At 65.2% G+C, this 20196-nt stretch carries 18 protein-coding genes; 14 read left to right on the plus strand and 4 right to left on the minus strand.

Features of this window, described 5'->3' with window-relative positions; genetic code table 11:
• Positions 1-21: 21 nt before the first annotated feature.
• From IC762_RS10675 to IC762_RS10690, 4 genes are all read left to right on the plus strand, one after another.
• Positions 22-1725 (plus strand): IlvD/Edd family dehydratase, encoded by a 1704-nt coding sequence (locus IC762_RS10675; protein ID WP_195788756.1) that lies wholly within the window; start codon positions 22-24, stop codon positions 1723-1725.
• Between the two features lie 170 nt (positions 1726-1895).
• Positions 1896-2864: a TRAP transporter substrate-binding protein gene (locus tag IC762_RS10680; protein WP_246801637.1), complete on the plus strand. Its 969-nt coding sequence runs from the start codon at positions 1896-1898 to the stop codon at positions 2862-2864.
• Between the two features lie 24 nt (positions 2865-2888).
• The gene (locus IC762_RS10685) at positions 2889-3470 is read left to right on the plus strand and encodes a TRAP transporter small permease (protein WP_195788758.1); all 582 of its coding nucleotides are present in this window, start codon (positions 2889-2891) and stop codon (positions 3468-3470) included.
• On the plus strand, positions 3467-4807 hold the full coding sequence (locus IC762_RS10690) for a TRAP transporter large permease (RefSeq protein WP_195788759.1): 1341 nt from the start codon (positions 3467-3469) through the stop codon (positions 4805-4807). The genes IC762_RS10685 and IC762_RS10690 overlap by 4 nt, the downstream gene beginning before the upstream one ends.
• An 8-nt stretch (positions 4808-4815) precedes the next feature.
• On the opposite strand, the gene IC762_RS10695 is transcribed toward IC762_RS10690, so the two are convergent.
• Positions 4816-5607 carry an enoyl-CoA hydratase/isomerase family protein gene (locus IC762_RS10695; protein ID WP_195790084.1) on the minus strand — a complete coding sequence of 264 codons (792 nt, stop codon included), beginning with the start codon at positions 5605-5607 and terminating at the stop codon, positions 4816-4818.
• Positions 5608-5855: 248 nt separating this feature from the next.
• Here IC762_RS10695 and IC762_RS10700 point away from each other — a divergent pair, with 248 nt between their 5' ends.
• A complete protein-coding gene (locus IC762_RS10700; RefSeq protein WP_195788760.1) occupies positions 5856-7073 on the plus strand; it encodes an NAD(P)/FAD-dependent oxidoreductase in 1218 nt (405 codons plus the stop codon).
• Between the two features lie 102 nt (positions 7074-7175).
• On the opposite strand, the gene IC762_RS10705 is transcribed toward IC762_RS10700, so the two are convergent.
• Positions 7176-8084, minus strand: a complete 909-nt coding sequence (locus tag IC762_RS10705) for a ribokinase (RefSeq protein WP_195788761.1) — start codon at positions 8082-8084, stop codon at positions 7176-7178.
• Positions 8085-8097: 13 nt separating this feature from the next.
• Entirely contained in the window at positions 8098-8991 is an 894-nt protein-coding gene (locus IC762_RS10710) for a sugar kinase (RefSeq protein ID WP_195788762.1), read from the minus strand.
• A 238-nt stretch (positions 8992-9229) separates the two neighbouring features.
• Between IC762_RS10710 and IC762_RS10715 the strand changes: the two genes are divergently transcribed.
• From IC762_RS10715 to IC762_RS10755, 9 genes are all read left to right on the plus strand, one after another.
• On the plus strand, positions 9230-10078 hold the full coding sequence (locus IC762_RS10715) for a VOC family protein (RefSeq protein ID WP_195788763.1): 849 nt from the start codon (positions 9230-9232) through the stop codon (positions 10076-10078).
• A gap of 223 nt (positions 10079-10301) precedes the next feature.
• Entirely contained in the window at positions 10302-11009 is a 708-nt protein-coding gene (locus tag IC762_RS10720) for a TetR/AcrR family transcriptional regulator (RefSeq protein ID WP_195788764.1), read from the plus strand.
• A 235-nt stretch (positions 11010-11244) separates the two neighbouring features.
• Complete coding sequence (locus IC762_RS10725) at positions 11245-12054, plus strand: ABC transporter permease (RefSeq protein ID WP_195788765.1); 810 nt, start codon at positions 11245-11247, stop codon at positions 12052-12054.
• Between the two features lie 56 nt (positions 12055-12110).
• Positions 12111-13109 (plus strand): ABC transporter substrate-binding protein, encoded by a 999-nt coding sequence (locus IC762_RS10730; RefSeq protein WP_195788766.1) that lies wholly within the window; start codon positions 12111-12113, stop codon positions 13107-13109.
• A 169-nt stretch (positions 13110-13278) separates the two neighbouring features.
• Complete coding sequence (locus IC762_RS10735) at positions 13279-14127, plus strand: ABC transporter ATP-binding protein (RefSeq protein WP_195788767.1); 849 nt, start codon at positions 13279-13281, stop codon at positions 14125-14127.
• A gap of 12 nt (positions 14128-14139) precedes the next feature.
• Positions 14140-15543 (plus strand): mandelate racemase/muconate lactonizing enzyme family protein, encoded by a 1404-nt coding sequence (locus IC762_RS10740; protein ID WP_195788768.1) that lies wholly within the window; start codon positions 14140-14142, stop codon positions 15541-15543.
• Positions 15540-16691, plus strand: a complete 1152-nt coding sequence (locus IC762_RS10745; RefSeq protein WP_195788769.1) for a Gfo/Idh/MocA family protein — start codon at positions 15540-15542, stop codon at positions 16689-16691. The genes IC762_RS10740 and IC762_RS10745 overlap by 4 nt, the downstream gene beginning before the upstream one ends.
• A 15-nt stretch (positions 16692-16706) precedes the next feature.
• The gene (locus IC762_RS10750) at positions 16707-17915 is read left to right on the plus strand and encodes a dihydrodipicolinate synthase family protein (protein ID WP_195788770.1); all 1209 of its coding nucleotides are present in this window, start codon (positions 16707-16709) and stop codon (positions 17913-17915) included.
• Positions 17915-18778 (plus strand): sugar phosphate isomerase/epimerase family protein, encoded by an 864-nt coding sequence (locus tag IC762_RS10755; protein ID WP_195788771.1) that lies wholly within the window; start codon positions 17915-17917, stop codon positions 18776-18778. The genes IC762_RS10750 and IC762_RS10755 overlap by 1 nt, the downstream gene beginning before the upstream one ends.
• A gap of 108 nt (positions 18779-18886) precedes the next feature.
• Here IC762_RS10755 and rocD read toward each other — a convergent pair whose 3' ends face one another.
• On the minus strand, positions 18887-20101 hold the full coding sequence (rocD, locus tag IC762_RS10760; protein ID WP_195788772.1) for an ornithine--oxo-acid transaminase: 1215 nt from the start codon (positions 20099-20101) through the stop codon (positions 18887-18889).
• Between the last annotated feature and the right edge of the window lie 95 nt (positions 20102-20196).

Consider the following 20196-nt stretch of genomic DNA (forward strand, 5'->3'; position numbering starts at 1 on the left):
CAACCCAAGGGAACCAAGAAAATGGCCGACGGACTGCGCAAGGGACTGACCAGCTACGGCGATGCGGGCTTCTCGCTGTTCCTGCGCAAGGCCTTCATCAAGGCGATGGGCTATTCGGACGACGCGCTCAACCGCCCCATCGTCGGCATCACCAACACCTATAGCGACTACAACCCCTGCCACGGCAACGTCCCGCAGATCATCGAGGCGGTGAAGCGCGGCGTGATGCTGTCGGGCGCGATGCCATTCGTGTTCCCGACCATCTCGATCGCCGAGAGCTTCGCGCATCCGACCTCGATGTATCTGCGCAATCTGATGGCGATGGACACCGAGGAGATGATCCGCGCCCAGCCGATGGACTCGATCATCGTGATCGGCGGCTGCGACAAGACCTTGCCGGCGCAGATCATGGCCGCCGTCAGCGCCGATCTGCCGACGGTGGTGATCCCGGTCGGGCCGATGGTGGTCGGCCATCACAAGGGCGAGGTGCTCGGCGCCTGCACCGACTGCCGCCGGCTGTGGGGCAAGTATCGCGCCGGCGAGATCGACGACCAGGAGATCGAGGCGGTGAACGGTCGGCTCGCGCCTTCCGTGGGCACGTGCATGGTGATGGGCACGGCCTCGACCATGGCCTGCGTCACCGAGGCGCTCGGGCTGTCGCTGCCGATGAGCGCGACGATTCCGGCGCCGCATGCCGAGCGCTTCCGCCTCGCCGAGGCGAGCGGCCGTGTGGCAGCCGAGATGGCGAAGGTGAAGGGCCCGAAGCCGAGCGAAATCCTGACGCCGTCCTCGTTCCGCAACGCGCAGATCGTGATGCAGGCGATCGGCGGCTCGACCAACGGGCTCATTCATCTGACCGCGATCGCCAACCGCTCGCCTCACAAGATCGATCTTGCCGCGTTCGACAAGCTCGGCCGCGAGGTGCCGGTGCTGGTCGATCTCAAGCCGTCGGGCGAGCATTACATGGAGCATTTCCATCATGCCGGCGGCGTGCCGAAGCTGATGGCGCAACTCGGCGATCTGCTCGATCTCGACGCCAGGACGATCACCGGCCAGACCTTGCGCGACATCGTTGCCGGCGCCGAGGAGGTGCCTGGTCAGGACGCGATCCGCTCCAAGGCTAACCCGATCAAGGCCGAAGGCGCGATGGCGATCCTGCACGGCAACCTCGCGCCGCGCGGCGCCGTCATCAAGCAGTCGGCGGCGAGCCCCAAGCTGCTGCAGCACACCGGGCGCGCGGTGGTGTTCGAGTCGGTCGAGGACATGACCTTGCGGGTCGACGATCCCGCGCTCGATGTCACCGCCGACGACGTGCTGGTGTTGCGCAATGCCGGCCCCAAGGGCGCGCCGGGCATGCCGGAGGCCGGCTATCTGCCGATCCCGAAGAAGCTTGCGCGTACCGGCGTCAAGGACATGGTGCGCATCTCGGACGCTAGGATGAGCGGCACCGCGTTCGGCACCATCGTGCTGCACATCACGCCGGAGTCCGCCGTCGGCGGCCCGCTGGGGCTGGTAAAGAGCGGCGACATGATCCGGCTCGATGTCGCCAAGCGCAGCATCGATCTGTTGGTCGACGAGGCCGAGTTGCAGAAGCGCCGCGCCGCGCTGGCGCCGGCGAAGACGCCGGACTGGGCGAAGCGCGGCTACGCCCATCTCTTCAACGAGACCATCCTGCAGGCCGACGAGGGCTGCGACTTCGATTTCATGCGCGAGAAGGGCAAGTAGCTGGTGTGCAATTGTCGATAATCCTTGTAGTGCAATCGGTTTATCGAGGCGCGAACGGCTTCATACCTCTGTTTTATTGACAATCCCGCAGGACTGATGGGATGATCCGGTCAAATAAAAACAGGGGGAACGTCGCGATGGGCACTTCAGCCAGGATCGTCGGGATCGCCATGGCCGCGGCAGCGCTGCTGCTGCCGGCGAAAGTCGGCGCGCAGGAGGTCAAGCACTTCCGCTTCGCCTACGACCAGCCGCGCAACACCGGATATTCGATCGCCGGCGATCTGTTTGCCGAGAAGCTCAAGGAATTGAGCAAGGGCACCATGATCGTCGATCAATATCCCGGCGCCCAGCTCGGCCAGGAGCCGCAGCTGCTGCAACTCGTCAAGTCGGGCGATATCGAGTTCGCGATCATCTCCTCCGCCAACACTGCGACGATCTCGCCGCAGGCCGGCGTGATGTCGCTGCATTTCCTGTTCCGCAACGAGGCCCATGTCATCAAGGCGCTGGCGGACCCGCAGGTGTACGACGCGATCAAGACCATGATCGACGAGACCGCGCAGGGCCTGCATGTGATCGGCACCGGCTCGCAGGGCGTGCGGCACATCTACGGCAAGAAGGAGATCCACAACGTCGGCGACCTCAAGGGCATGAAGGTCCGCGTGCAGGCCACAGCGACCGAGGACACCATGTTCCCGGCCTACGGTGCGCAGACGGTGCATATGCCGTTCGGCAGCGTCTATACGTCGCTGCAGACCGGCGTGGTCGATGCCGCCGAGAACAGCATCAACGTCTACCTCGTCAACAAGCACTACGAGGTGGCACCGGTGCTCAACATCACCGAGCACGAAGCCAACAACGCGCTGGTGTTCGTCTCCGACAAGCTGTGGCAGAGCCTCACCGCCGAGCAGAAGCAGTGGGTGCAGACGGCCGCAAACGAGGTCAGCGCCAAGGAGCCGGCCAAGGCATTTGACCTGGAGCGGACCGCGCTGACCAAGCTGAAATCGCTGGGGGTCAAGGTGGTCGATGACGTGGACAAGAAGAGCTTCACCGCGATCGCCGATCCCTATCTCGACAAGCTCGCCAAGGAGCTCGGCCCGCACGCCGAGAAGATCGAGAAACTGATCCGCGCGATCAACTAGGGGCCGATCGACGGAGCGGGTGCGATGGCCATCGCCGACCGACTGGTGCTGCAACGGCAGCGGCATCTGAAATGGCGGGCGCTGGATCGGCTCGAACTGATCCTGATGATGCTGTGCGGGCTGTTGTGCTTCGGCTTTTCGCTCTCGGTCACCGCCGACATCGTCACCCGCACCATCGGCCATCCCTGGCTGTGGCTGCAGGAGGTGACCTCGACGCTGTTCATCTACGCGATCTTCATCGGCGCTGCGGCCGCGACGCGGCGCAACGATCATCTCTATCTCACCGCGCTCTCGGAGGCGATGCACGGCACGCCGCGGCTGATCGTCGAGATCGTGATCCGGCTCGTGGTGCTCGGCGTCGCGTTCTGCCTGGTCTGGTACGGCTATCAGAATTACCTGCGCGGCTTCGGCAGCTTCCGGCTGCCGTCGGGCACGCCGATCGCCTCGCTCTACGCCATCATCCCGCTGTCCGGCATCCTGATCGGCCTGTTCACGATCGAGCAACTCGTCAACGGCATCCGCAACGGCTTTGATCATCCGGAGCCGCCGGACGAGGACCTCCCGATTCCCGTGATCGACAGCAGCGTGACGGGAGCGCAGCCGTGAGCGCGCCGGTCGTGCTGGCGCTGATGTCGTTCTGCTTCCTGTTCTTCGGCTATCTCGGCGTGCCGGTGCCGTTCTCGCTGATGGCCGGCGTGTTCGTCGGCGCCATGCTGTCGGATGTCTCGCTGGCTGCGATCATCCAGAAGATTTTCGATGGCGTCGATTCCGAGGCGTTGCTGGCGATCCCGTTCTTCCTCTTGGTCGGCGAGCTCATGAGCTCGGCCAATGTCGTGGTCCGGATCGCCAATCTGTCGGTGTCGCTGGTCGGCCATATCAGGGGCGGGCTGTCGCAGGTCGTGGTCGTCTTCAGCATGTTCTTCTCGGAGATGTCGGGCTCGACCACGGCCGACGTCGCGGTGATGAGCCGGGCGCTCGGCGGACCGATGAAGCGGGAAGGCTACGAGCCGGCCTTCATCGCCGCAATCATCGCCTCCGCCTCGACCATCGCGGCGCTGGTGCCGCCGAGCATCACGGCGGTGGTCTATGGCGCGGTCGGCAACGTCTCGATCGCCGGCCTGTTCATGGCCGGCGTGGTGCCCGGGTTGATGATCGGCTTCGGGCTGATGATCTACTGCTATTTCTTCGGCCCATCCGGCCTGCGCAAACCGCGCGCGCCGCTGCGCCAAGTCGTTTTCGCCGCCGGCGACGCCGCGCTGCCGCTGATGATCCCGGTGATCCTGCTCGGCGGCATCCTGACCGGCTGGTTCACGCCGACCGAAGCCGGCGTGGTCGCGGTGGTCTACATCATCCTGGTCGTGATCCCCGCGCTCAATCGCGGACACCTGAAGAAGATCCCGTACGACTTCTGCCTCGCCGGCCTGATCTTCTCGCTGCCGCTGATCACGATCGGCGCCGCGAACGCATTCGGCTGGATGCTCGCCTATCTCCGGGGCGCGATGGTCATCGCCGACTGGATCACCTCGATCGCGGGCAACGATCCGCATCTCATCATGCTGCTGATGGTGCTGCTGTTCACCGTGGTCGGCGATTTCATCGAGCCGGTGCCGACCATCATCATCTTCATGCCGCTGGTCAACGCGCTGACCCAGGCCGGCGACATCAATGGCGTCCATATGGGCGTGGTGCTGATCGCAACTTTGGCCTTCGGCCTGATCACGCCGCCCTATGGACTTGTGCTGCTGATGGCCTCGAAATTCGTCGGCGTCAGCTTTGCAAAAGCCTTGCGTGCGGCACTCCCGATCTACGTCGTGTTCCTGGTCACGATCTGCTTCACGATCTATTTCCCGAAGGTCGTGCTGTGGCTGCCCAAACAGGTGATCCCGGAATCGGTCGGCTGCTTCAAGGCGCCGGGCGGCAAGGGCTACATCTGTCCGAATTAGCCGATCTGCTACTTCGATTTGCTGGTGAACTTCTTCACCGCGACGCGGAACTCGTCGGTGTCCATGCAGGCGATGATCGCGTCGCGCTCGGCATCGAGCTGAGCCTCGATCGGCGTGGTCGGCGCCTGATGGATCAGCGCCTTGGTGGCCGCGAGGCCGGCGGGGGCGTTGTGCGCGAGCCGCAATGCGAACTCGCGGGTTGCCGCCTTCAGCTCGGCGGCCGGCACCACCTTGGCGACGAGGCCCCATTGCTGGGCCTGCTGCGCGGTAAAGCCGTCCTCGGCGAGGAAGATCTGCAGCGCGCGGCGCGAGCCGACGCTGGCGGCAAGTCCCACGGTGCCGCCGCCATCGGGCGAGACGCCGATCTTGGCGTAGGCCGGCGTGAAGCGGGCGTCCTCGGCGGCGATGCAGAGATCGGCGACGAAGGCGAGCGACAGGCCGGCGCCGGCTGCGGAGCCGTGCACGCTGGCCAGCACCAGCTTCGGCATCCGCCGCAGCGACGTGATGAAGGCATGGTAATGCCTGAGCAGCTCGCCGACCACTGGCGGAATGTTGTTGGCCTCGGCGGCGGCGCCGATGGTTTGCAGGTCGCCGCCGGCGCAGAAGGCACGGCCGGCGCCCTCGATGACGAGAACGCGGATATTCTTGTCGGCTTCGATTTGGGCGCCGAGCTGCTCGAGCTTCTTCGCAATCGCCAGGTCGATGGCATTGAACGCGGCGGGCCGGTTCAGTGTGATGGTCGCGACGGGACCGTCGACCCGGAGCAGGGCGGGGTCATTGGCTGAGGCGGTTTCTGGCATATTGAAGACCTTGGGCTTGTTGTTTGCGGTCATTTAAGGCCCTGTCGGCACGGCTGGCAATCCAGCCTGCCTCAGGGCCGGGCGTTTCAGGCACGGACCCCCTTGCGCCGACGCGGGCCATGAGGCCAAATGGCACCCGCCTTCGGTACGCAGACACGAGCGCTGCGGGGACGGGGCAAGCAAGCTAAACATCAACAAAGAGGAAACAGCATGGGTCACTCCTGCTTGCTCGTATCTGGGTTGTTGCGATGACGGGTGCAGTCATCATCGTCGGCGCCGGACACGCCGGCTTCCAGCTCGCGGCGTCGCTGCGCCAGGCCGGCTTTGCCGAGCGCATTGCGCTGCTCAACGACGAGGGGCATCTGCCGTATCAGCGGCCGCCTTTGTCGAAGGCCTATCTGAAGGGAACCGGCGGGCCCGAAAGCCTGATGTTCCGACCTGAGAAGTTCTACCAGGACAACAAGATCGAGCTGATCACCGATCGCGCCCATGCAATCGACCGCAACGCGCGCAAGGTGACGCTCGCCTCCGGCGGTACGCTCGACTACGGTCATCTGGTGTTCGCGACCGGCGCGCGGAACCGGCTGCTCGATATTCCCAATGCGAAACTCGACGGGGTGCGCTATTTGCGCATCCTCGACGAGAGCCAGGCGCTGCGCGACCTGATCGCGCCAGGCATGCGCGTCGTCGTGATCGGCGCCGGCTTCATCGGGCTCGAATTTGCCGCCACCGCGCGCGGCAAGGGGCTCGAGGTCGACGTGGTCGAGCTCGCGCCGCGGGTGATGGCGCGAGCGGTGACTGCTGAAATCTCCGAGTTCTCGCAGGCCCGGCACACAGCTGCCGGCATCCGCATCCATCTCGGCGTTCAGGTCACGGCGATCGAGGCCAGTGGCGCCAAGGTCACCGGCGTCAGCCTGAGCAATGGCACGCATATCCCGGCCGACCTCGTCGTGGTCGGCGTCGGCGTGCTGCCGAATGTGGAGCTCGCGGGCGAGGCCGGCTTGCCGGTGGCATCCGGCATCATCGTCGACGAGCATCTGTCGACCGCCGATCCGAATGTATCAGCGATCGGCGATTGTGCGCTCTATACCAGCAAGCGCTTCGGCGGATCGCTGCGGCTGGAATCGGTGCAGAACGCGACCGACCATGCGCGCTGCGTGGCCGCGCGCTTGACCGGCAAGACCGAGGTCTATGACGGCCTGCCCTGGTTCTGGAGCGACCAGGGCCCCGACAAGCTGCAGATGGCCGGCCTCACCACCGGCTACGACCGCGTCGTGGTGCGCGGCGACCGCGCACAGGGGGCGTTCTCGGCGTTCTGCTACCAGGGCGACACACTGCTCGGCATCGAGTCGGTCAACCGCGCCGGCGATCACATGTTCGGCCGCAGGCTGCTCGGCGCCGGCGGCTCGATCACGCCGGAGCAGGCGGCGGATTCGAGCTTCGATCTGAAGAGCGCGCTGGGTTGATCTTGTAGGGTGGGCAAAGCTCGTAGGATGGGTAGAGCGAAGCGAAACCCATCAGCTTCGTTCCGTAGCAAAGATGGTGGGTTTCGCTACGCTCTACCCACCCTACGAATTGAGGACAGCGTTCACCTCTTCCGCCGTCGGCATCGACGGCGCGGCGCCCATCCGCTGCACGCAGATCGAGGCGGCGGCGTTGGCGTAGCTGAGCGCGTCGCGCAGCTTGCTGCCGGAGGCGAGCTGTGCGGCGAGCGCGCCGACGAAGCAGTCGCCGGCGCCGGTGGTGTCGACGGCCTTCACCTCGCGACCGGGCACCAGCAGCTGCTCGCCATCCACCAGCGCCAGCACGCCGCGCTTGCCGAGGGTGACGCAGACGATCCTGCCTTGCGCCAAGGTTCGTGCGGCGTCGGCATAGCGGCCCGCGGCGTCGGTCACGGACAGCTCCGTGCCGGTGAGCTGGCCGAGCTCGGTCTCGTTGAGGATCAGGATGTCGACGAGATCGAGCAGCGCGGTATTGGCCGGTTTCATCGGCGCCGGATTGAGCACGGTGGTGGCGCCGGCGGCGCGGGCGCGCTTGAAGAAGGCTGTGATCGTCGGCAGCGGGATCTCGAACTGGCTCACGGCCACGTCGCCCTTCGCGAGGCCAGGCGCGGCAATGTCGTCGCCGTCGACCAGCGCGTTGGCGCCCGGCACGACCACGATGGTGTTGTCGGCGTTTGCGACGGTGATGATCGCGGTGCCGGAATGCGTGCCGGGACTGTCCTTGACGAAGCTGAGGTCCACGCCCTGCGCAGCTAGAAACGTCTTCAGCCCTTGCCCGAAAGCGTCGGCGCCTAGCCGGCCGACCAGCGTGGTCGGCACGCCCTGCTTGGCCGACGCCACCGCCTGATTGGCGCCCTTGCCGCCGGGAAAATACAGCACGGAATCGCCGGCGACGGTTTCGCCGATCCGCGGATGGCGCTCGGCGGTCGCCACCACGTCCATGTTGATGCTGCCTGCGACGAAGACGCGCCCCATGCCTTAACCCCGATCAGGCGTCCGCCCGAAACTCCTGCTTGACGGCCGCGATATCGGCCAGCGTCGGCAGGCCGGCCTCGTTACCGAGCTTCTGGATCTTGAAGGTCGATGCCGCGCGGGCGAACTTGAAATGCTCCTGCCAGCCTTTGCTCGGGTTGGCGAGGTAGGAATAGATGTAGGCGCCGTGGAAGACGTCGCCGGCGCCGTTGGTGTCGATCACGCGCTCGCGCGGGATCGGGAACGCCGGCAGCGTGCGCACCGCGCCAGCCTCGTCATACCAGAGCAGGCCGCGCTCGCCCATGGTGATGCCACCGACCTTGCAGCCGCGCTCCTTAAGGTAGTCGAGCATCTGCTCGGGCGTCTTGTCCATCTGCTCGCAGAGCCGTTCGGCGACGATCGCGACATCGATGTATGCGAGCAGTTCATGGGTGTTGGTGCGCAATCCGCCGCCGTCGAGCGAGGTCAAGATGCCGTCTTCGCGGCAGAGTTTCGCGTAGTGGATCGCGGCGTCCGGCTGGTGGCCGTCGATATGCAGCGCGCGGCAGCCCTGCAGATTGAGCAGCGGGAAGGGGTGGATGTGCTGGTCGTCACGGCAGCGCACGATGGCGCGCTTGCCGTCCTTGGGCATGATGAAGGACAGCGAGGAGGAGTTCACCTTGCGCGGATGCATCGAGATGCTGTAGCGGTCGGCCATGTCCCAGAACATCCGCCCGAGCCAGTCATTGGCCATGGTGGCGATCAGGTCCGGCACGACGCCGAGCTTGGCACAGCAGAAGGCCGCGGTGACGGCGTTGCCGCCGAACGACACCGCGTAGGCGTCCGCGACGTGCTTCTCGTCGCCAACTGGCATGTGATCTGTGATGAAGGTGACGTCGATATAGGTCTGTCCGATGAAGAGAGCCTGCATTCGCTTTCCGTCGTGGCTTGGTGTGGTCCCGGCCGGCGCGGCAGAGTAGCACCGCTGGTCGGCCGAGTTCGCTGAAAATATTCGCAACTCTGCCTGGTTTGCGGCTAGAGATGATCGCGCCAGAGCGCCGGGCTTGGCATCGTCCCCTGGCATCCGGCATAACGGCTGCCCGCCGCCCGCGGTTCCGACTGCAACAGATGGAGAGCACAATGACGGCAGATTCGCGGAAGCGCCAGCCATGATCACCGGTCTCGATCACGTCGTCGTTCTGACCTCCGACATTGCCGCCGCCGGCGCCGCCTATGAGACGCTGTTTGCGCGCAGCCCCGCCTGGCGCAACAGCGGCGACGGCGCCGACCGGGTGCTGTTCACGCTCGACAACACCACGCTGGAGCTGATGGCGCCGCGCGGCGACGATGCGGCCGCGCGGCGGGTGCGTACCGCGCTGGCAACGCAGGGCGAGGGGCTGGCGAGCCTCTGCTTCCGTTGCAGCGATATTGCGAAAATGCATCGCCGCCTCGACCGGCTGGCGCTGAAGCCCGAGCCGGTCGCCGAGGTCGAGAGCCGCGACGAGGCGAGCGGCGCCGCGCTGTCGTGGAAGCGCACCCGCGCAGCGACCGATGCGACGCGGGGCATCCGCATGTTCTTCATGGAGCGCGACCAGGAGCGGCCGCTTTCGGTGCGCACCATGCCCGCCTCGATCACGGCAATGGATCACGTCGTGGTGTCGACCGTCGACCCCGAACGCACAGCAGCACTCTATGGGGCGCGGCTCGGCCTCGACATGGCGCTCGACCGTTCGCACCCCGAATGGGGGCGGCTGATGTTCTTCCGCTGCGGCGACCTCGTCGTCGAAGTCACGCACAAGCCGGGCAAAGCGGACGCCGACGCGCCGGATCGTCTCCGCGGCATCTGCTGGCGCGTCGCCGACATCGAGGCGACCCATGCGCGGCTGGCCGCGGCCGGCGTCGACGTCTCCGATATCAGAACCGGCCGCAAGCCCGGCACGCGGGTGATGACGGTGCGCAACGGAACGTGTGGGGTGCCGACGCTGCTGGTGCAGCCGTCGCCGGAGAAGGGCAAGTAGGCCCGTCCTCCAGAGACAATGGTGATCGAACCGAGAGGCCGCGGCTTACTGGGTCGCCCGGTCCATGTGCGCATTGCGCACAGGCCGGGCGATGACAGCGGTGGATGAGGACATACTTCCGTCGTTCCCGTGAAATGACGGAGATCGTCACCATCACAACATTCGTTCTCAAATCGCGCATGCCGTGCTACATTCGCCAATCCCGCATCACCGAGCGACCAGTTTGGCCAAGGCAAAGCGAATATTGAAATGGCAGCGCGATCCCGAGGGGATGCGGCTGCGCATTCTCGAGGCGGCCAAGCAGGAGTTTGCCGCCTACGGCCTTGCCGGCGCGCGCGTCGACCGCATCGCGGCCAATGCCGGCGCCAACAAGCGGATGCTGTACTACCACGTCGGCAACAAGGAGGATCTCTATCTCGAGGTGCTGGAAGGCGCCTATGAGAAGATCCGCGCCGAGGAGCGCACGCTCGATCTCGAACACCTCGATCCGCCCGAGGCGATCGGGCGCCTGATCGACTTCACCTGGAATTATTTTCTGCGCAATCCCGAGTTCCTGGCACTGCTCAACACGGAAAATCTCGTCAAGGCGAAGCATCTGAAGCGCTCGACCAAGGTCAAGTCGATGCACTCGCCCTTTGTCGAGATGATCCGCACCGTGGTGACGCGCGGGGTCGAGAGCGGCGACTTCCGCGTCGCGGTCGATCCCGTGCAATTGTATATCTCGATCGCCGGGCTGGCGTTCTTCTACCTCTCCAACAGCGCGACGCTGAGCGTGATCTTCGGCCGCGACCTGCTCAAGAAGGACGCGCGCGACGAGCGGTTGGCGCACATGACCGCGCTGGTGCTGGCGGCGCTGACCGGAAACGCCACGGCTGAACTCGGCAAGCTGAAAATACCGGCGTTGCCGCGGGTGGAACACCGGCTGGCGTAGTCAGGAGCCGCCGCAAGCGTCATTGCGAGGAGCGATTGCGACGAAGCAATCCATTTGCCCGCATGCGTGGATGGATTGCTTCGCTTCGCTCGCAATAACGGGCTGAACATCACCGGTATCATTTCCACCTGACGAAAGTCGCAGATTTCGGCGCGATTTTGCCGCGCCTGAGGGGCTGGACAGTATTTATCCAACGGGTTAATTTCTGTCGCGAGAACAGACAAGGGAGCGTGACGTGGCGGAGGCAAGGAGCCCTTCTGGCCTATCGAGGGTGCTGAATGCGGCGTGGCTGCGCCCGTTCCTGTTCCTGGTGGTCATCGTGGCCGCGTGGGATCTCTCGATCCGCCTGTTCCACATCCCCGCCTACCAGATCCCGTCGCCCGGCGACGTCGTCGCGGTGCTCTGGACCGACTGGCCGGAACTGCTGCAGCAATCCTGGCCGACCACCTACGCCACGCTTTGTGGCTTCCTGCTCTCGGCGCTGTTCGGCATTCCCGTGGCGATGCTGATCGCCGGCTCCAAGACAGTGGAGAGCTACATCTATCCGCTGCTTGTGTTTTCCCAATCGGTGCCGAAGATCGCGATCGCGCCGCTGTTCGTGGTGTGGTTCGGCTTCGGCATCATCCCGAAGGTGATCTCGGCATTCCTGCTTGGCTTCTTCCCGGTGGTAGTCTCGGCGGTGCAGGGCTTCAAGTCGGTCGACCCCGACATGGTCGATCTTGCCCGCGCGATGCAGGGCAGCCGCTTCCAGGTGTTCCGCGCGGTGAACCTGCCGCACGCAATGCCCGCGATCTTCTCCGGCCTGAAGGTCTCGGTGACCTTGGCCGTGGTCGGCGCGGTGGTCGGCGAGTTCGTTGGCTCCAATTCCGGCATCGGCTACGTGATGCAGCGCTCGATCGGCACCTTCGACCTGCCGACGATGTTTGCCGCGCTGGTGATCCTGGCGCTGCTCGGCGTCATCCTGTTCTGGATCGTCGACCGCATCGAGCGGCTGGTGATCCCCTGGCACGTCAGCCAGCGCGACGACATCATCTTCGCTTCGTAGGGCACCAACTGAACAAGCGGTCCAAGCAAGGGCTGCGGCATGCAGGGAGAACAACAATGACGCGTTTGATTGCGGTCGTGAGTGCCGCACTGGCTTGGACCGTGCTTGCGATGGCGCCGGCTTCAGCGGCCGACAAGGTCGTGCTGATGCTGAACTGGTACGTCTATGGCGAGCACGCGCCGTTCTATTACGGCAAGGCCAAGGGCATCTATGCCGCGGAGGGCATCGATCTCGAGATCCAGGAAGGCCGCGGCTCGGCCGCGACCACGCAGGCGGTGGCCGCCAAGACCGCCGATTTCGGCTATGTCGACGTGCCCACGATGATGCGCGCCGCAGTGAAGGGCGCGCCGGTCATCGCCACCGGCGTGCTGCTGCAGACCAGCCCGATGTCGGCGATGGGCTTTGTCGACAAGAATATCAAGAAGCCGGAAGACATCAAAGGCAAGACGGTCGCGATCACGCCGGCGGATTCGATGACCCAGATCTGGCCGCTGTTCCTGAAGAAGACAGGCCTGAAGGAGAGCGATTTCCACACCGTCGCCGGCGACGGCCAGACCAAGCTCAACGCGGTCATCAACGGCCAGGCAGACTTGCTGCTCGGCTATGTCATGGACCAGTCGATGAAGATCAAGGACGCCACCGGCAAGGACGTCTATCCGATCAAGTTCGCCGACTATGGCATCAACATGGTGTCCTCGGGTATCATCGCCAACACCGACTATGTGAAGGCCAATGCCGACCTGGTGCGCCGCTTCATGTCGGCGACCACCAAGGCCGTCGAAGCCGCCGAGAAGGAGCCGAAGGCCGCGGCGCAGTCGATCCTCGACGCCAACCCGAAGGGCGGCAAGATCGATACGCTGACCCAGGGTTTTGAGCTGACGATCCCGCTGTACCGGACGCCGGAAACCAAGGCCAAGCGCCCGTTCCAGGTCACCGACCAGAACATGACCGACTCGGTCAATCTGATGGTCGAATATGGCGGCCTCGATGCCAAGGCCAAGGACAATCCGAAGGCGTTCTACACCAACGACTACCTGCCGAAGGGCAACTCGTGAGCCATATCCCGCCGTCGTCCCGGCCTCGGTGCGCAATTGCGCACCTGGAGCAGGGACCCATAACCACCGGCCCCGATTGCTGCGAAAGGTCTCTCCCCGCGTGCCCCGATGATGGTGCACGGCGTATGGGTCCCGGCCTTCGCCGGGACGACGGGGGGAGAAAGCTGCGATGAACCCCGCGACCAAATCAATCGATATCAGCCAGCCGGGCGCACATTTGCGCCTGGTGTCGGATCGTGCGGCCGGCGCGACGCCCGGCATTACGCTGTCGGGCGTGTCGAAGACCTACCGTTCCCGCGACGGCGACGTGCCGTCGCTGCGTCCGCTCGATTTCACCATCAATGACGGCGAGTTCTTTGTCGTGGTCGGCCCAAGCGGCTGCGGCAAGTCCACGCTTTTGAAAATGATCTCGGGCCTGCTGCCGCCGACGACCGGCGAGGTGCTGGTCGAGGGCGAGGTCGTGACCAAGCCGCACGGCAATGTCGGCATCGTGTTCCAGAACGCGCTGCTGCTGCCATGGCGCAACATCCTTTCCAACGTGATGCTGCCGATCGACATGAAGGGGTTGCCGCGCGCGAAGTATGTCGAACGCGCCAAGGATCTGTTGAAGCTGGTCGGGCTGGAGGGCTTCGAGAAGAAGCTGCCCTGGCAGCTCTCCGGCGGCATGCAGCAGCGCGCCTCGATCTGTCGCGCGCTGGTGCACGATCCCAAGATCATACTGATGGACGAGCCGTTCGGCGCGCTCGACGCGATGACGCGCGAGCGCATGAATGTCGAGCTGATGCGGATCCAGCGCGAGACTGGCAAGACGGTGCTGCTGATCACGCATTCGATTCCCGAGGCCGTATTCCTCGCCGACCGCGTGCTCGTGATGACCGAACGCCCCGGCGCGATCGCCGCGATCTACGACGTGCCGCTGTCGCGCCCGCGCTCGCTGGATGCGATGTCGGATCCGGTCTTCACCGCGCTCGTGCAGCAGATCCGCAAGCATTTCTTCACGCAGGGTACCCTGGACTAGGCCAGAGCTTCGATGCCGTTTCGCCTTGCTGTCAAAGACATCGCCTTCTTCGAGCGTCCGCTGGCCTTCGCCCGGCCGTTCCGCTTTGGCGCGGTCACGCTCAACGCGGCGACGCAGCTGTTCGTGCGGGTCGAGATCGAGGTGGAAGGCAAGGGCCGCGCCACCGGCGCCAGCGCCGAGATGCTGGCGCCAAAATGGTTCGACAAGCGGCCGCATCTGACGGCGGAGCAGACGGTCGATGAGTTGCGCCGCTCGCTCGCCATCGCGCGCGAGCTCTACCTGGCGAAGGCGGGGTATGACACCGCGTTCCCACTGCACGCGGCCTGTATCGGCGCCCAGGTCGCGGCCTGCGCCAGGGAAGACATTCCAGCGCTGGCGGCAAGCTTTGGTCCAGCCGAGATCGACAAGGCGATCCTGGATGCACTGTTGCGGGCAGCCGGCACGAGTTTCTTCGAGGGCATGGCGGCCAACATCGCCGGCATAGATGCTCGGCTGACGCCCGATCTGGTCGACGCCGCGATTGCGCGGTTCCTGTCGACGCGCAAGCGGCTCGATCGCGTTGCTGTCAGGCACACGGTCGGGTTGGACGACAGGATCGAAGGGGAGGGTGGTGTCGCCGACGTCAGGGAGAACGCCGGCGCGCGCCACTTCAAGCTCAAGCTGAACGGCGATCCCACGCATGACGCGGCGCGGCTGATCCGGATCGGCAAGGAGCTTGCGACGCTGCCTTACGCCTTCAAGGTCACGCTCGATGCCAATGAGCAATATGCCGATCTCGCCGCGCTGAACGCGCTGATCGATCGGCTCGAGCGCGATGCAGCGCTGCAGCCGATCTCTTCGAACATGCTCTATATCGAGCAACCGATGCCGCGCGACATCACGCGGACCTCGCCGCTCGGCAAGCTTGCCGCGGGCAGCTTCATCATCGACGAGGCCGATGATTGCTATGACGCGTTTCCGGCGGCGCGGGCGCTGGGCTATCGCGGCGTCTCCTCGAAATCGTGCAAAGGCGTCTACAAATCGGTCATCAACGCCACGCGTGCGGCAGCGTGGAGCGCCGATGGCGGCCGTGCGTTCATCAGCGGCGAGGACCTGACCTGCCAGGCCGGGCTTGCCGTGCAGCAGGATCTCGCGCTCGGCGCGCTGATCGGCGTGACCCATGCCGAGCGCAACGGCCACCATTATGTCGATGGCTTCGGCGACACGCCGGGGGCGGAAGCCGACGCTTTCCTCGTTGCGCATCCCGATCTCTACCAACGTGAGGACGGCAAAGTCCGCCTCGCGATCCACGACGGCGATCTGCTGACGGGATCGCTGACCACGTCCGGTTTTGCCAGCACCGTTCATCCGGACTGGTCCACCATGCAGCCGCTCACGCGGCCAACACCACGTGTTTTGCAGGAGCAGACAGTATGACGACCAAACGCCTCGGCCTGATCATGAACGGCGTCACCGGCCGGATGGGGCTCAACCAGCACCTGATCCGCTCGATCGTCGCGATCCGCGCCCAGGGCGGCGTGCTGCTCGGCAACGGCGACCGCATCATGCCCGATCCGATCCTGGTCGGCCGCGACGCCGAGAAGGTTGCAGCACTGGCAAAACGCTTCGACATCGAGCGCCACACCACGGATCTCGACCGCGCGCTGGCCGACAAGGCCGACACCGTGTTCTTCGACGCCGCGACCACGCAGGCGCGGCCCTCGCTGCTGACCAGGGCGATCAACGCCGGCAAGCATGTCTATTGCGAGAAGCCGATCGCGACCAATCTGGAAGAGGCCGTCGCGGTCATCAAACTCGCCAACGCGAAAGGGTTGAAGCACGGCACGGTGCAGGACAAGCTGTTCCTGCCGGGCCTGAAGAAGCTCGCCTTCCTGCGCGACTCCGGCTTCTTCGGCCGCATGCTGTCGGTGCGCGGCGAGTTCGGCTACTGGGTGTTCGAGGGCGGCTGGCAGGAGGCGCAGCGGCCGTCCTGGAACTACCGCAGCGAGGACGGCGGCGGCATCATTTTGGACATGGTCTGCCACTGGCGCTACGTGCTCGACAATCTCTTCGGCGAGGTCGAGAGCGTGGTCTGCATCGGCAACACCGATATCCCCGAGCGCTACGACGAGAACGGCAAGCCCTACAAGGCAACCGCCGACGATTCCGCCTACGCGACCTTCAAGCTGAAGGGCGGCGTCATCGCGCACATCAACATGAGCTGGGTGACGCGGGTCTATCGCGACGACCTCGTGACCTTCCAGGTCGACGGCACCCACGGCTCAGCGGTGGCGGGGCTCACCGACTGCATGATCCAGGCGCGCCAGGCGACGCCGCGGCCGGTGTGGAATCCGGACGAGAAGCGGCTGCACGATTTCTATGGCGACTGGCAGAAGGTGCCCGAGAACGTCGTCTACGACAACGGCTTCAAGGAGCAATGGGAGATGTTCATCCGCCATGTCTGCGAGGATGCGCCCTACAAATACACCTTGCTCGAAGGCGCCAAGGGCGTGCAGCTCGCCGAATGCGCGCTGAAGAGCTGGAAAGAACGGCGATGGATCGACGTCGCGCCGATCGTGGTCTGAGAGAGGGCGTTTGTCATGAACAAGCCGGTCTTGCCCAAATCTTCTGCAACGATGTCATCCCTGTCGCTGAAGCTGCCGACTGAAGGCGGCGGCCTCGAAACCTACCGTCTCGCCGCGTCGCGGACGTTTCCGGCGAAGCTCGAGGGCACGCTGAATCGCGTCGCCTTCTCCGCGGCACATGTGGTCGCCGACGTCAGGGCCGACGTCGATCCGTGGCTGACGGCCGCGATCGACTGGGATCGGACCATCGCGTTCCGCGAGCATGTCTGGGATCTCGGCCTCGGCGTTGCCGAAGCGATGGATACCGCGCAGCGCGGCATGGGGCTCGACTGGACGACCTCGCTGGAATTGATCCAGCGGTCGGTGAAGGCCGCGAAGACCAAGGGCAACGCGCTGGTGTTTTCGGGTGCCGGCACCGATCATCTCGCGGTCGGGGACGCCAAGTCGATCGACGACGTGATCCGCGCCTATGAGGAACAGATCGCAGCCGTCGAGAAGGCCGGCGGCCGCATCATCCTGATGGCGTCGCGCGCGCTGGCGAAGCTCGGCAAGAGCGCCGAGGACTACGCGCGGGTCTATGACCGCGTGCTGGCGCAGGTCCGCGAGCCCGTGATCATCCACTGGCTCGGCGACATGTTCGATCCGGCGCTGGCGGGCTATTGGGGCACCGTCGATCTCGACAGGGCGATGGACACCGCGGTAACCATCATCAACGCCAATGCGGCGAAGGTCGACGGCGTGAAAGTGTCGCTGCTCGACAAGCAGCGCGAGATCGACATGCGGCGGCGGCTCGACGCGCGCGTGAAGATGTATACCGGCGACGACTTCAATTATGCGGAGCTGATCGCCGGCGACGACAAGGGCTTTTCCCACGCGCTGCTCGGCATCTTCGATGCGATCGCGCCGGCGGCGTCCTACGCGCTGTCACGGTTGGCGGCGTGCGACGAAGCCGGCTTCCACGACGTGCTCGGGCCCACGGTGCCGCTGTCGCGCCACATCTTCAAGGCGCCGACGCGCTTCTACAAGACCGGCATCGTGTTCATGGCCTATCTCAACGGCCATCAGGATCACTTCACGATGGTCGGCGGGCAGGAGAGCGCGCGTTCGACCTTGCATCTGGCCGAGCTGTTCCGGCTCGCCGATCAGGCCGGGCTGCTCGCCAATCCGGAGCTCGCGACGCGCCGAATGTCGGCGATCCTGGCCACCCGCGGCATCGACGCCTGATGCGCGACTTCTCCAATGATCACCGCTGGCTGTCGCTGAACACGGCCACCGTCCGCAAGCAGGGCGATCTCACGGCCATCATCGAGGCCTCCGCGCGCCACGGCATCCGGGCCATCGATCCCTGGCGCGACCAGGTCGCTGCTATCGGCCTCGATCGTGCCGTGCGCGCCATCAAGGACGTGGGACTTGAGCTATCCGGCTATTGCCGCGGCGGCATGTTCACGGCCGATGCCGCGCACCGGAACGAGGCGCGCGACGACAACCGCCGCGCGGTCGATGAGGCGGCGGCGCTGGGCGCGCCCTGCATCGTGCTCGTGGTCGGCGGTCTGCCGCAATATTCACGGCCGGGTAGCGCTGTCACCAAGGACATCGCCGCCGCGCGTGCGCAAGTGCATGACGGCATCGCCGAGATGCTGGACTACGCAAGACAGGCGAAGCTGCCGCTCGCGATCGAGCCGCTGCATCCGGCCTATGCCGCGGATCGCGCCTGCGTCAACACGACAAAGCATGCGCTCGACATCTGCGATGCGCTCGATCCTGGCCGCACCGGCGCGATCGGCGTTGCGCTCGACGTCTATCACATCTGGTGGGACCCGGAGTTGATGGGCCAGATCGCGCGTGCCGGCAAGGATCGGCTGCTGGCGTTCCATGTCTGCGACTGGCTGGTGCCGACCAAGGACATTCTCAACGACCGTGGCATGATGGGCGACGGCGTGATCGACATCAAATCGGTACGATCGGCCGTCGAGGCGCAGGGCTTTGCCGGCTATTCGGAGATCGAGATCTTTTCCAACGACTGGTGGGGCAAGCCGATGGATGAGGTGTTGAAGACCTGCATCGCGCGGCACCGGACGGTGGTTTGACGCCGTAGGGTGGGCAAAGGCGCGCTTGCGCCGTGCCCACCATCAATAATGTGCTCTTGATGGTGGGCACGCTGTCGCTTTGCCCACCCTACGCACCGAGCTTCGCCGTCACGAGAAATCCTGCTTCAACGCGGCGTCGATCTGCTCCAACGCCCAGTCGACCTGATCGCTGGTGATCACCAGCGGTGGGGCGATGCGGATCGTGTGGTCATGGGTATCCTTGGCGAGGATACCGCGCTCGCGCAACGCCTCGCAGTAGCGGCGTGCCGAACCGGCCTCGGGGTGAAGCTCGACCGCGAGCATCAGGCCGCGGCCGCGCACCTCGCGGATGGTGTTGGCGCGAATGCTCCGCAAGCCGGCGAGGAAGCGCGCACCCTCGGCGGCGGCGTTCTCGATCATCCCGTCGTCGACCAGCACGCGCAGCGCCGCGCGTGCCACCGCGCAGGCGAGCGGATTGCCGCCGAAGGTCGAGCCGTGCTGGCCGGGCTTCAGCGTGCCGAGCACTTCGTTGTTCGAAAGCACCGCCGACACCGGATAGAAGCCGCCGGACAAGGCCTTGCCGAGCAGCGTGACGTCGGCTTCGATGCCTTCGTGCTGCTCGGCCAGCAGCTTGCCGGTGCGCCCGAGCCCGGTCTGGATCTCGTCGAGGATCAGCATGATGTCGTGGCTTGTGCAGAGCTCGCGGACCGCTGTGAAGTAACCCGGCGGTGGAATGACGACGCCGGCTTCGCCCTGGATCGGCTCGACCAGGAAGGCAACGGTATCAGGCGTAATCGCATCTTCCAGCGCCTTGGCGTCGCCGAAGGGGATGATCTTGAAGCCGGGCGCGAAGGGGCCGAAATGCGCGCGGGTCGCAGGATCGGTGCTGAAGCCGACGATCGCAAGCGTGCGACCATGAAAATTGTCGGCGCAGACGATGATCTCGGCCTGGCCGTCGGGCACGCCTTTGACCTCGTAGCCCCATTTGCGCACCGCCTTGATCGCGCTTTCCACCGCCTCCGCGCCGCTGTTCATCGGCAGCACCTTGTGGGAACCGGTCAGAGCAGCGAGTTCCTCGTAAAACGGCGCGAGCTGGTCGTTGTGGAAGGCGCGCGAGGTCAGCGTCAGGCGGCCGGCCTGCTCGATCATGGCGGCGAGGATCTTCGGATGGCAGTGGCCCTGATTGACCGCCGAATAGGCCGACAGGCAATCGAGGTAGCGGTTGCCGTCGGTGTCCCAGACCCAGACACCCTGGCCGCGCGACAGCACGACGCCGAGCGGCGCGTAGTTCTGGGCGCCAAACTGCGCTTCCCTTGCAATGAAGTCGGTGACTGGCGGACGCATGTTTCGTCGCTCCAGCGGTCGCGATGCCCAGTCGCACTATACCTGATTTAGGGATCGGTGAGCCCGACTTAAAGTGATCCGCAGGGTGGGCAAAG

It is taken from the genome of Bradyrhizobium genosp. L (assembly GCF_015624485.1).
GTDB lineage: Bacteria > Pseudomonadota > Alphaproteobacteria > Rhizobiales > Xanthobacteraceae > Bradyrhizobium.